General features: G+C 72.0%; 8 protein-coding genes. 3 read left to right on the top strand and 5 right to left on the bottom strand.

What is annotated here, in order from left to right:
- Position 1: 1 nt before the first annotated feature.
- The 4 genes from Q9R08_RS15150 to Q9R08_RS15135 are packed head-to-tail and all read right to left on the bottom strand — an operon-like array spanning position 2 to position 5,710.
- The gene (locus Q9R08_RS15150; protein WP_308868942.1) at positions 2-1,090 is read right to left on the bottom strand and encodes a mandelate racemase/muconate lactonizing enzyme family protein; all 1,089 of its coding nucleotides are present in this window, start codon (positions 1,088-1,090) and stop codon (positions 2-4) included.
- Positions 1,091-1,125: 35 nt separating this feature from the next.
- Positions 1,126-2,292: an ROK family protein gene (locus tag Q9R08_RS15145; RefSeq protein ID WP_308868941.1), complete on the bottom strand. Its 1,167-nt coding sequence runs from the start codon at positions 2,290-2,292 to the stop codon at positions 1,126-1,128.
- A 42-nt stretch (positions 2,293-2,334) separates the two neighbouring features.
- Positions 2,335-3,312, bottom strand: coding sequence for an acetylxylan esterase (locus Q9R08_RS15140; RefSeq protein ID WP_308868940.1), 978 nt, complete (start codon positions 3,310-3,312; stop codon positions 2,335-2,337).
- The gene (locus Q9R08_RS15135; RefSeq protein ID WP_308868939.1) at positions 3,302-5,710 is read right to left on the bottom strand and encodes a glycosyl hydrolase family 95 catalytic domain-containing protein; all 2,409 of its coding nucleotides are present in this window, start codon (positions 5,708-5,710) and stop codon (positions 3,302-3,304) included. Before Q9R08_RS15135 ends, Q9R08_RS15140 begins: the two co-directional genes overlap by 11 nt.
- A gap of 136 nt (positions 5,711-5,846) precedes the next feature.
- On the opposite strand from Q9R08_RS15135, the gene Q9R08_RS15130 reads away from it, so the two are divergent.
- Entirely contained in the window at positions 5,847-8,072 is a 2,226-nt protein-coding gene (locus Q9R08_RS15130; protein ID WP_308868938.1) for an alpha-galactosidase, read from the top strand.
- A gap of 105 nt (positions 8,073-8,177) precedes the next feature.
- A complete protein-coding gene (locus Q9R08_RS15125; protein WP_308868937.1) occupies positions 8,178-10,658 on the top strand; it encodes a X2-like carbohydrate binding domain-containing protein in 2,481 nt (826 codons plus the stop codon).
- Positions 10,659-10,760: 102 nt separating this feature from the next.
- Here Q9R08_RS15125 and Q9R08_RS15120 read toward each other — a convergent pair whose 3' ends face one another.
- On the bottom strand, positions 10,761-11,441 hold the full coding sequence (locus Q9R08_RS15120) for a FadR/GntR family transcriptional regulator (RefSeq protein ID WP_308868936.1): 681 nt from the start codon (positions 11,439-11,441) through the stop codon (positions 10,761-10,763).
- A 74-nt stretch (positions 11,442-11,515) separates the two neighbouring features.
- Between Q9R08_RS15120 and Q9R08_RS15115 the strand changes: the two genes are divergently transcribed.
- Complete coding sequence (locus Q9R08_RS15115; protein WP_308868935.1) at positions 11,516-12,364, top strand: amidohydrolase family protein; 849 nt, start codon at positions 11,516-11,518, stop codon at positions 12,362-12,364.
- Positions 12,365-12,501: the final 137 nt, after the last annotated feature.

The following is a 12,501-nucleotide window of genomic DNA, read 5'->3' as shown; positions in this document are numbered from 1 at the left end:
GCTAGAGCACGCGCAGGTTCTCGAGCGCGTCGTCGTCCCACGAGATGCCGATGCCGGGCTCGTCGGGAGCGGTCGTGCGACCGTCGGTCACCACGAGGTCGGCGGTCGTGACGGCGCGCAGCTGCGGGATGTACTCGACGATGCGACCGTTCGGCACTGCGGCGACGAGGCTGACGTGCAGCTCCATGAGGAAGTGCGGGCACACCGGCACGTTGAACGCCTCGGCGAGGTGCGCGATCTTCAGCCAGGGCGTGATGCCGCCGACACGCGCGACGTCCGGCTGGACGATGGTGGCGGCATCCCGTGCGAGGTACTCCTTGAACTGCCCGACCGAGTACAGCGACTCGCCGACCGCGATGGGGATGGATGTCGATTCGACGAGGCGGGCGTGCGCCGACACATCGTCGGCAGGCAGCGGCTCTTCGAGCCAGGAGATCTCCGACGGCTCGATCGCGCGGGCGAGGGCGCGCGCATCGGCGAGCGTGAGCCCCTGGTTCGCGTCGACCATGAGCGGGTAGCCCGCGCCGACGGCCGCACGCACCGCGGCGAGGCGCTCGACGTCACGGCGCGGCTCGGGCGAGCCGACCTTGAGCTTGGAGCCGTGCCAGCCTCCGTCGCGCGCGGCCACGGTGTTGGCGACGAGGGTGTCGGCGTCGATGTGCAGCCAGCCTCCCTCGGTGTCGTAGAGTTGCACGTCTGGGTCGCCGCCCCCGGCGGCGCGCCAGAGCGGCTCGCCGTTGCGCCGGCATCCGGCATCCCACACCGCCGTGTCGATCGCCGCGAGCGCGAGAGAGGTGATGGCGCCCACGGTGGTGGCGCGGGTCTGCGAGAACGCGTGCCGCCAGACCGCCTCGGGGCGGCGCACGTCCTGACCGATGATCGCGGGCAGCAGATGGTCTCGCAGCATCGACAGCACGGCGCGGCCGCCGGTGCCGATCGTGTACGAATAGCCGCGGCCGGGCGTGCCGTCGTCGGTCTCGAGGTCGACGACGATCGTCTCCTGCTTAACGAACGACTGCACCGCGTCGGTGCGGACGGTCTCGACGGGGATGTCGACGAGCATGGCGCGAGCGCGCGTGATGACGGGCATGGCTTCTCCGGGAGGACGGATGCCGCGGTGCGGCGTCAGCGGACGAGCGACTGGATGGCGGCCGCAGCGGCGCCGCGGGCCCAGTCCTGGAAGGTGTGCGGCCGCGTCACGATGCGGCACCGGGCGGCGGCGCCGAACGCGTGGGCCTCGAAGGCGTCGCGCAGGTTCTTCTCGAAGAGGTCGAAGTTCGACACGCCCTCGCCGCCGATGATGACGAGCTCCGGGCCCGCCAGGTTGACGAGCGTGGCGATCGCGGTGCCGATGAGGCCCGCTGCCTCGCGGAACGCGGCCTCGGCGGCCGGATCGCCCGCGTGCGCGAGGCGGACCGCCTCCTCGATGTCGACGTCGCGGCCGAGCGCGGCCGACACGGTGGCCGCGATCGCGGCCGTGGAGGCCACCGCCTCGACGCAGCCGCGGCGGCCGCACGAGCAGATGCGCGCGGGGTCGGCGAGCGGCAGGTGGCCGATCTCGCCCGATACCCCGAAGGCGCCCGTCACGACCTGCCCGTTCAGGTGCAGGCCGCTGCCGATGCCGCGGCCGATGGTGACGATCGCGAACGATTCCATGCCGAGGCCGACGCCGAACCAGTGCTCGCCGACGGTGAGGGCGTGGACGTCGTTCTCCAGCGTCACGGGCCGGCCGAGCCGCTCTTGCAGCAGCCCGCCGAAGTCCTCGTCCGCCCACCCCATGATCGCCGACTCTCGGACCACGCCGGTGGAGGTGTCGACGTCGCCCGACACCGAGACGCCCACGCCGGCGATGGCGTCGCGCTTGTCGCCGAGGCGTTCTTCGAGCCGGCGGACCACCTCGATGATCGCCTCCGCCGCCGACCCCGGATCGTGGGCGGCGAGCGGCCGGGTCTCGGCGGCGAGCACCGTGGTGGCGAGGTCGGTGGCGACCCCGATCACCTCGTCGACATTCACCTTGATGCCCAGCAGCACCATCGCGTCGGGGACGATCGACACCGGAGCCGCGGGGCGACCGGGATTGCCGTCTCGGTGCGTCGCGGGCGGGGCGTCGACGAGACCGGCCGCGACGAGCGGAGAGACCGCCTTGGTGACGGCGGCCTGCGACAGCCCGGTCTGGCGGGCGATGTCGATGCGGCTGATGGGGCTGCGGGTCAGGATGGTGGCGAACACCCTCGATCCTGCTTCCGACGCCGAACGGATGAGCGTCGTGCGCGCAGCGGTGTCGTGATCCATCGGTTCCTTCGGTCTCAGTCGATACGGTAGCGAGTCCGCGTGTCAGGCGCTGGGGCGACCGGCCGTGAGTCGGCGTGGCGCGAGGTGCGCGGCGGCGAACTCGAGCGCGTTCTCCTCGTCGAGGTCGCCGCCGGCTTCGTGGCCGTTGTACGGCCACAGCACGACCTGCTTGGGCCCGGCGTAGGCCGTGAAGGCGGGCAGGACGGATGCCGGCGGCGCGATGCCGTCTCGCAGTCCGGTGCTCAGCAGGGCCGGCGCCGTGGCGCGCTTGGCGTGGTTCACGCCGTCGAAGTACCGCAGGGTGTCGAGGGCGGTGGCCGTGTCGAGGCGCCGGTCGGCGAAGTGCTGGGTCAGCAGAGCGTACGGGTGCTCGTCGCTGAGCTGGGCGGCCCGGTCGAGCTCGCACAGGAACGGCGCCTGGACGATCGCGACCGCCAGGTCGGGCACCAGCCCTGCGATCGCCAGCGCGATCCCGCCGCCCTGGCTCGCGCCGACGGCTCCGACGCGGGCGGGATCGACGACGTCCAGAGAGCGCAGCGCCTCGACGGCCCGCACGGCATCGGCGTACACCCGCCGGTAGTAGTACTCGTACGGCGAGCGGATGCCGCGGGTGAGGAACCCGCCCGCGGAGGGTCCGCCGTCCGCGTGGTCGTCGTCGGTGTCGCCGTGGCCCTGGCCGCGGGCATCCACGACGAGATGCGCGTAGCCGGCGGCCGCCCAACGCAGATCGCGGAGCGCATGGCCGCGGCCGTTGCCATAGCCGAAGAACTGCACGAGCCCCGGAAGCGGCGCTGCCGCGCCACGCGGGACACGCAGCCACGCGTGGATCCGTGTGCCCCCGAAGCCGCGGAACGTGACGTCGAACACGTCGATGACCGCGAGGCCCGTCTCCCGCGGCTCGACGGTGACGTCGAGCGGGTGGCGCCGGGCCTCGGCCAGCGTGTCGGCCCAGAACCCGTCGAAGTCCGGTGGCTCGGTCTGCGTGGTGGGCTCGTCGACGAGGGCGAGCTCACCGCGCACGGGACGCCCCGATCGCAAGACCGGCGGCATCGGTGAGCGCGGCCACCGGCACGTCGACACTCCCGCCGGCCGGCACCGGGACCACCACGCGGTGGCCGGCGGACTCGACGATCACGTCCCGCGCGCCGCCGCGGATGCTGTGCAGCGTCGCCGACGCCAGCGCGCCGTCGCGCCACGCCAGGTCGACCACGAGGCCGGTCCGTGCGCCGAGGCCCTGTGCGTCGCCGTCGGTCCAGGTGGACGGCAGGGCGGGGAGCAGCCGCACGATGCCGCCGTGGCTCTGCACCAGCATCTCGGCGATGCCGGCGGGGAAGCCCAGATTGCCGTCGATCTGGAACGGCGGGTGCGTGCTGAAGAGGTTGGGCAGCAGCCCGCCCCACTCCGAGCCGTCGACGGGTCCGTGGCGGGTCGCGTCGCCCTCGAACGGGGTGAGCGCCTCGTCCAGGAGCGCCGCGGCGGCATCGCCGTCGCCGATGCGGGCGCGCAGCGCGATCTTCCACGCCCATGACCAGCCCATCGCTCCGGGGCCGCGCGCGTCGAGCAGACGGACGCCGGCGTCGAACAGCCTGGGGTCGCGGGCGGGCGTGAGGGTGTCGAGCGGATACATGCCGACGAGGGGTGACAGGTGCCGGTGCAGCGGTTCGACCTCCACGACCTCCGCCGACCATTCGCTCAGCCGGCCGTCGGAACGGATCCCCACCGGGGCGAGCACGGCCAGCGCCCGGTCGATCTCGGCCGCGAGGGGGTCGTCGACGCCGAGCGCCGAGATGGCCGTGAGTGCGCGTTCGAACAGCGCCTGGATCAGGAAGACATCGGATGCCGCCGTCAGTCCGATGGCGGTGGACCCGCCGTCGGGACCGATGAAGGAGTTCTCGGGCGCCGTCGAGGGTGAGGTGCGCAGCGTCCCGTCGGGCGCGGGCACCAGCCAGTCGAGACAGAACTCGACGGCGCCGCGCATGACCGGCCAGATCCGCGAACGGAGCAGGTCGACATCGCCGCCGAACTCGTACGCGTCCCACAGATTGTGGGTGAGCCACACGCCGCCCATCATCCAGATCGCCCAGCTCGGCGCGCCGTGGCCGCCGCCGACGGGAAGGCTCCAGCCCCACACATCGGAGTTGTGGTGCGCCACCCAGCCCCGCGCGCCGTACAGCTCGCGCGCGACGTCGGCGCCGGTGCCGGCCAGCCGCTCGACGAGCGCGAGGAGCGGCTCGGACGCGTCGTCGAGCCCGAGCACGGGCGCGGCCCAGTAGTTCATCTGGGTGTTGATGTTGATCGTGTAGTTGGACGACCACGCGGGACGAAGCTGGTCGTTCCAGATGCCCTGCAGATTCGCGGCCGGTCCCCCCGCCCGAGACGACGAGGCGAGCAGGTACGCCCCGAACTCGGCGGCGATCGTCGCCTTCAGCTGGGCGTCGCCGCTGTGGAGGATGTCGCGGTCGAGGTCCCACGTGCCTTCCCGTCGACCGCCGATCGCGAACCGTGCCCGAGCGTGGCGCCGACGATCGGCGATGTGCTCGGCGAGCAGCGCGGACGGTGCGCGGTGTGCCGCGGCATCCGCCCGCTCTCTGGCCCGGTCCCGGATCGCCTCGCGGGAGGCGGTCCGCCACTCCCCGTCCGCGTCGGCCCACCAAAACTCGGCGCGGGACGATGTGGAGAGGGCGATCAGCAGCCGGCGAGCCCCGTGGACGGCCGCGCGTGCAGGCGCGGCATCCACGAAACCGTCGGTGTCCAGCGCGACCGCGGCGGCCGCGAAGGCGTCGAAGTCGGTGTCGGCCTCGGCGTACCGCAGGGGCGGCTCGGCCGAGGTCTCGTGCAGGGGGGCGCCGTCGACGGGGATCTCGATATCGAGACCGAGACCGTTCGCGGTACCGCGGAGGGGCGTCGTGAGAGAGACGGATGCCGCGAACTCGACGTCCGCGGTGAGCTCCACGATCAGCGCCTGTGCGGGTGCCGACACCCAGGAGCGCCGGCGGACGGTGCCCCCGGCAACCTGCAGCGTCTCGATCAGCACAGCCTCGTCGAGGTCGAGGATGCGCGCGGGGGTCACAGCGGTCGCGCCGGCGATCTCGACAGTGAGGTCGCCCAGCGGGAGGAACTCCTGGGAGTAAGGACCCTCGAACGACATGAGCAGCGCCTCGGCCGTGCGGACGTCGTCGGCGTCGAGCGCGGTACGGATCTCCGCGAGCCGCTCCGGTCCGGCGCCGCCGGCCAGCACCTCAGCGAGCGCCGCCGCGGGGCCGTCGGGGGTTCCCGACCAGACGGTGGCGTCGTTGAGCGCGTATCGTCCGGTCGCGCCACCGAACGCCATGGCGCCGATGCGGCCGTTGCCCAGAGGTGCGGCCTCCTCCCACCGATCGGCGGGTGCGCTCCACGACAGTCGCAGGGTGTCGCTCATCTCGATCCTCGGTCGTCGGTGTCCGAGATCGCGAGTGTCCGCGGCGACTTCGCCTGCAGACCTCGGATCTTTGCTTGCGACGCCAGCGTAAACGTGATTAATTACCGATGTCAAGAAACTCGATGGAGGAGTTCGAATGGTCAACGGTGAAGGCGCCGTCCAGACGTTGCCGGCGACGAGAGCCGTGCCGGCAGCCGTCCATACGCTGCGAGCGGCAGGGGCTGCGCTGGTCGTGGATCTTGCGGGCGCCATGCCCCGCGTGCTGCACTGGGGCGCCGATCTCGGCGCTCTGGACGCGCGGGGGATCGATGCGCTGCGTGCGACATCCGTGCCCGCCGTGCTCAACAACTCGCCCGACGTCCCACGCCTCTTCTCGGTGTGGCCGACGGAGCAGGACGGCTGGGCAGGGACGCCCGCGCAGGCCGGTCACCGCGGCGGCACCGCCACCACTCCGCGCCCACGGCTCGTCGACGCGGACATCGAGACCGCACCCGACGGCGGCGGACGCATCGCGCTCCGCTTCGACGACGACGTCGCCGGCACCCTCGCCCGCCTGACCTACCGGTTGGATGCCGCGGGCGTGCTGTCGGTCGACCTGTCGGTGGAGAACCCCGCGGAGGCGGCATCCGCGTATCTGGTCGACGGGCTTCGTGCACTCGTGCCCGTGCCGGACCGCGCGGGGGAGCTGCTGGACTTCACCGGCAAGTGGTGCCGCGAGCGCGCGCCGCAGCGGCTGCCGTTCTCGTTCGGCACGCACGCCCGCCGTGCGCGCCGCGGAAAGCCCGGCCACGACACGCCGTTCCTGCTGGTCGCGGGCACGCCCGCGTTCGGCTTCGCGCACGGCGAGCTGTGGGGCGTCCATCTCGCCTGGAGCGGTGACGGCGAGTACCTCGCCGAGCGGCTTCCGGAAGGTGCAGGGGCCCAGTCCCGTGTCATCGGCGCCGGCGAGCTGCTGCGCTCGGGCGAGGTGGTGCTGCAGCCCGGTGAGCGCTACGACGCCCCGACCACGCTCTTCACCTGGTCGGACCGCGGGCTCGACGGGCTCTCGGCCAGGTTCCACCGCCGGCTCCGCGCTCGGCGCGGTCACCCCGCCACCACGCGCCCACTGGTGCTCAACACCTGGGAGGCGGTCTACTTCGACCACGACCTCGACCGCCTCGTCGAGATCGCCGACCGCGCCGCCGAGGTCGGCGTCGAGCGGATCGTGCTCGACGACGGGTGGTTCCGCGGTCGCCGGGACGCGAACGCCGGGCTCGGTGACTGGCTCGTCGACGAGCGTGTGTGGCCCGACGGACTGGGGCCGTTCGTCGACGCCGTGCGCGAGCGCGGCATGCAGTTCGGCCTGTGGTTCGAGCCCGAGATGATCAGCCCCGACTCCGACCTCGCCCGCGACCACCCGGAGTGGGTGCTCGCGCCCGGCCAGGGCGCCGGAGCCACCGCCCGCAACCAGCACGTTCTCGACATCGCCAACCCCGACGCCTACGCGCTGGTGCTCGAGCGCATCAGCGCACTGGTCGCCGAGTACGACATCGACTACCTCAAGTGGGACCACAACCGCGACCTCGTCGAGCCCGTCGCTCGCCGCGACGGCGGCGACCGGCCGCTCGTGCACGAGCAGACGCTCGCCCTGTACCGGCTGCTCGACGAACTGCGCGCCCGCCACCCGCGCCTCGAGATCGAGACGTGCTCGGGCGGAGGCGGTCGCGTCGACCTCGGCATCCTCGACCGCACAGACCGCGTGTGGGCGTCGGACTGCAACGACCCGGTGGAGCGGGCGCGCATCGAGCGCTGGACGCGGCTGCTGGTTCCGCCCGAGCTCATCGGCTCGCACCTCGGCGCCCGCCGCTCCCACACCACCTCCCGCGAGACCGACCTGTCGTTCCGGCTCGCGGTCGCCCTCACGGCCCACGCCGGCATCGAGACCGACCTGACGGTGTCGGGTGCCGAGGACCTGCAGACGATCACGGCATGGGCGGCGCTGTACCGCGAGCTGCGCGAGCTCATCCACACCGGCGACGTCGTCAACGCCGACCTCGCCGACGACGCGACGATGCTCACCGGCATCGTGGCGGCGGGCGGGGAGCGGGCGCTGTTCACCTGGACCCGCCTGGCCACGTCGCCCGACGGGCAGAGCGGCCGGGTGCGCTTTCCCGGGCTCGACGCCGGAGCGGTCTATCGCGTGCGCGTGAGGTCGGAGCTCGGCCCGGCCAGCCGGCACGAGGTGTCGGATCCGGACTGGATGCGCCTGGCCCTCGACGGGGGCATCGAGCTCCCCGGGTCGGTACTCGGCGTCGCGGGCGTGCCGCTTCCCACCCTCAATCCGCAGCAGGCGCTGCTGTTCGACGTCGAGAGGCTGCCATGAGCCGCTGACGTCCCCTCCACCTTCTGGAACCTGCGCGTTCAGCCGCCACTGGGGCCTGGGCACGCGCGCGGGGTTCACCGTCGAACCCACCGCAGAGAGGAAACCATGGACACCTACGATCGCCATGCCCGCCGGCCACGCTGGCTCGCGGCATTCGCCGCCGTGGCGCTGACCCTCGGGGTCGGCGCCACGGCGGCGTACGCGGCGCCGCCGGCGGAGGCATCCGTCTCCCCGGCGACGACCGCACCCGCCGCCATAGCGCCCGCCGCCACAGCGCCCGCGCCCGAGGAAGAGCTCGGCGCCCGCCCGTACATGGGCTGGAGCAGCTACAGCATGCAGGTGTACTCGGGCAGCGGATCGACCTGGATCACCGCCGACCAGATCATCGCCCAGTCCGACGCCATGCACGAGAAGCTGCAGTCGGCGGGGTACGAGTACATCAACATCGACGCCGCGTGGAACGGCGGCACCGATGAGTATGGGCGTCCGACGCCCAGTACGACGCTGTTCCCGAACGGGCTGCAGGCCGTCATCGACCACATCCACGGCAACGGCCAGAAAGTCGGACTCTACGCGATCCCCGGCATCTCGCCCGAGGTGTACGAGGCCGACCTGCCGATCTACGGCGCCCCCGACTGCTCGACGGGCGACATCGTCAAGCAGCCGATCCAGCAGGCGGACTACTGGAACATCGGCTACCGCCTCGACTTCGCGAACCCGTGCGCGCAGGCCTACGTGGACTCGATCGCCGACATGTTCGGCGAGTGGGGCATCGACTTCCTCAAGTTCGACAGCGTCACGCCCGGGTCGGGAATCGGCGACCTCTCCCTCGATGCCCGCGACGACGTCGCTGCCTGGTCGCAGGCGCTCGAGCGCAACGGCATCTGGTTCGAGCTGTCGTGGGCGCTCGACATCCGCTATGCCGACTACTGGGCCGAGCACGCCAACGGCTGGCGCGTCGAGTGGGATGTGGAGTGCTACTGCGGCGACGAGGCCCTCACCACGTGGGACAACATCGCCCGGCTCTTCCCGCGCGCGGCCGACTGGTGGCGCTTCGCGGGCCCCGACCGCGGCTGGAACGACTTCGACTCCCTCAACGTGGGCAACGGCTCGATGGACGGTCTGACCCGCGACGAGCGGCGCACGGCGACGACCCTCTGGGCGGTCGCGGCCGCGCCGATGTACGTCGGCAACGACATGACGCGGCTCGACGACTACGGCATCGAGCTGCTGACGAACCCCGAGGTCATCGCCGTGAACCAGGCGGGCCGTCCGGCCCACCCGGTGTCGACGGCGACGAAGCAGCAGACCTGGTACGCGATGAACCCCGACGGCTCGGTGACCGTCGCGCTGTTCAACCTCGGTCGCACGGACGCCGACATGAAGGTGTCGTTCGCCGACCTGGGCCTCCAGGGATCGGCGAAGGTGCGCGACCTCTGGGCGCAGAAGAACCTGGGCAGCTTCGACGGAGAGTTCACCGCCGACGACGTCCCGGTGCACGGGACACGCCTGTTCACCGTCACGCCGGCCAAGGGCGGCGAGATCGCGCTCAACGACGACGACGCCCGACTGTCGTACGAGGGTGCATGGTCCCGCAACGCCGGCAAGGAGATCGTGGCGACCTCGCAGGCGCTGACCGTGTCGTCGTACGACTCGTCGCAGGGCGGGACGGCACCCGAACCCGGCGCATCGAACGTGGTGGCCGTGAACGACAGCGACCCGGCCATCGCCTACAGCGGCAATTGGGGCCACAGCACGGGCCGCGGGCTGGGCGACCACCAGGATGACGTGCACTACGCGGAGGCCGACGGCGCCGCGTTCGAGTACACGTTCGTCGGCACCGGGATCGACTGGGTGACCGAGACCCACTCGTCGCAGGGCGAGGCCGAGGTCTACCTCGACGGCGTGCTGGTCGACACCGTCGACACGTATCTCGACCCGGCACAGGGGCGTGGGGTGCAGCAGGCGGTCTACAGTGTCCGCGACCTGGCCGACGGCAGTCACACCATCCGGGTGGTCAAGAAGTCGGGACAGTTCATGCTGCTCGACCGGCTCGACGTGGTGCAGCAGAGTCTGATCGATGTCGGCGCGGTCGTGTTCGACCGGGCGGCGCCCGCCGACGCGACGGTCCACGTCCTGCGTGACCTGGGCGAGCTCGAAGGCATCTCCCGCGACGGCACCGCGCTGAAGAGCGGGACCGACTACACCGTGGAAGCGGATGCCGTCACCTTCAGCGCCTCGTACCTGTCGACGCTGCCTGACGGCGACACGGCCCTCGACTTCCGGTTCCGCGGCGACCTGCGCGACGACGTCCACTGGACCGAGGACGACGGCGCCGCCGTGGAACTGACCTTCCAGGGGACGGCCGTCACCGTGACCGGACCGACGGCGCCCGACCAGGGCGACGTCGAGGTCTATCTCGACGGTGCGCTCGTCGACACGGTCGACCTGCACAGCGCCGCACGGCTCACGCAGCGCGAGATCTTCTCGCAGGACGGTCTCGGCAAGGGCGAGCACACCCTGCGGCTCGTGAAGGCGTCGGGCGACGTGCTGCGCGTCGACGCCCTGTCGTACGTGACCCGCTGACGCCGGCCTCGGGCGGCGGGGTGAGAGCCCCGTCGCCCGGGCGCGGTCGTCGGGTGCGCGGGCTCAGGCGCGGCCGTCCAGCCTTGTGCGTGGTCCGCGGGCTCAGGTGCGGTCGCGCGCCTGACGCAGCCACCGTTCGATGCCCGCGATGTGCACCTGGGCGATCGAGGTGGCGAGCTCCATGTCGTGGTCGGCGATCGCGTCGAGGATCGCCCGGTGCTCGGCGAGGGTGCGCTCGACGGCGCCCGCCTGCGTGAGCCCGCGCCACACACGCGCCCGCACCGTCTGGCTGGTGAGGCTGTCCAGCAGGCTGGCGAGGTAGTCGTTGCCGGCCAGCCGGGCGATGGCGCTGTGGAAGCGCACGTCGTGCTCGACGAGGGATTCGATGTCGGTGTCGGGGGCGACACCGCTGATCTCGGCATCAAGCGCCGCGACGTCGTCCTCGCCCGCCTGCTGTGCCGCCAGACCCGTCGCATGCGACTCGAGCACGCGGCGCACAGAGAAGATCTCGAGGAGCGAGTCGTCGTCGTGGAGGTCGACGACGAACGAGATCGCCTCGAGGAGGAGCTTCGGCTCGAGGCTCGTGACATACGTGCCGTCGCCGCGCCGCACGTCGAGCACTCGGATGACCTCGAGAGCCTTGACGGCCTCCCGCATCGAGCTGCGCGAGAGGCCCAGGCGTTCGGCGAGGTCCTTCTCGGGAGGCAGGCGCGACCCCGGGGCGAGCTCGCCTCGCACGATCATGTCCTTGATCTTCTCGATCGCTTCGTCGGTGACGGCCACGGGCCCATCTTAGACATCGGATGTCAGGGAGGAAGGTTGCGGCGGCCGGCGCGCGTCGGCGGCACAATGGAAACATGCGAGTCGTGGACGGACACCTCCATCTCTGGGACCCCGAGGTCCTTACCTACGAGTGGCTGGAGGGGTCGCTGCTCCGACCTTTCGGGCCGGACGAGCTCGATCTCGCCCTGCAGGATGCTCCCGACGACGACTTCGGCTTCGTGTTCGTACAGGCGGAGTGCGCGGCGGAGCAGTCGGTCGCCGAGGTCGACTGGGTGGCGGCGCTCGCGCCGCGTGTGCCCTTGCGCGGCATCGTCGCGCGCGCACCGCTGGAAGACCCCGCCGCGACCGACCAGCATCTCGCGGCATACGAGAGCAGGCCCCTCGTGGTCGGGGTGCGCCGTCTGTTGCAGTCCGAACCCGACGGCTTCTCGGCGTCGCCCGGCTTCCGTGACGCCGCGCGGGCGGTGGCGGCGGCCGATCTCACGTTCGACGCCTGCGTGCGCTGGAGCCAACTCTCCGACGTGGTCCACCTCGCCGACGCGGTGCCCGAGCTCACGATCGTGCTCGACCACCTCGGCAAGCCGCCGGTCGGATCGGCGGATGCGGCGGCCCCCGCCGACGACACGCCATGGGCGACGGAGCTCCGCAGGCTCGCCCGGCGCCACAATGTCGTCTGCAAGCTCTCGGGGCTCCCGGCGGAGTCGGAGGGGGAGTGGACCGCCGCACAGCTGCGCCCGTTCCTCGACGTCGCGCTGGACGCCTTCGGCCCGCATCGGCTGCTGTTCGGCGGGGACTGGCCGGTCTCGGGCCCTTACGGCCGCTGGGTCGAGACCGTGTCGTCGTGGCTCATGGATCGGCTCGGTGAGCACGACCGCGCGGCCGTGCTCGCGGGGAACGCCGAGCGCGTCTATCGCCTGGCCTGACCGATCCGCTCCCCGCCTGCTTCCGCGGCGCTCGCTCACCAGGTCGACCAGCGTTCTCCAGGAGGAATCCGACCCCGACGTCCTGTGGAGGCGCGGTCGACCCGTTGAACGGATGCCGCGGCCGGGCGCCCACGCAT

The sequence above is a fragment of the Microbacterium psychrotolerans genome (genome assembly GCF_031085295.1).
Lineage (GTDB): Bacteria > Actinomycetota > Actinomycetes > Actinomycetales > Microbacteriaceae > Microbacterium > Microbacterium psychrotolerans.
This window is presented reverse-complemented; position numbering and strand designations above follow the sequence as displayed.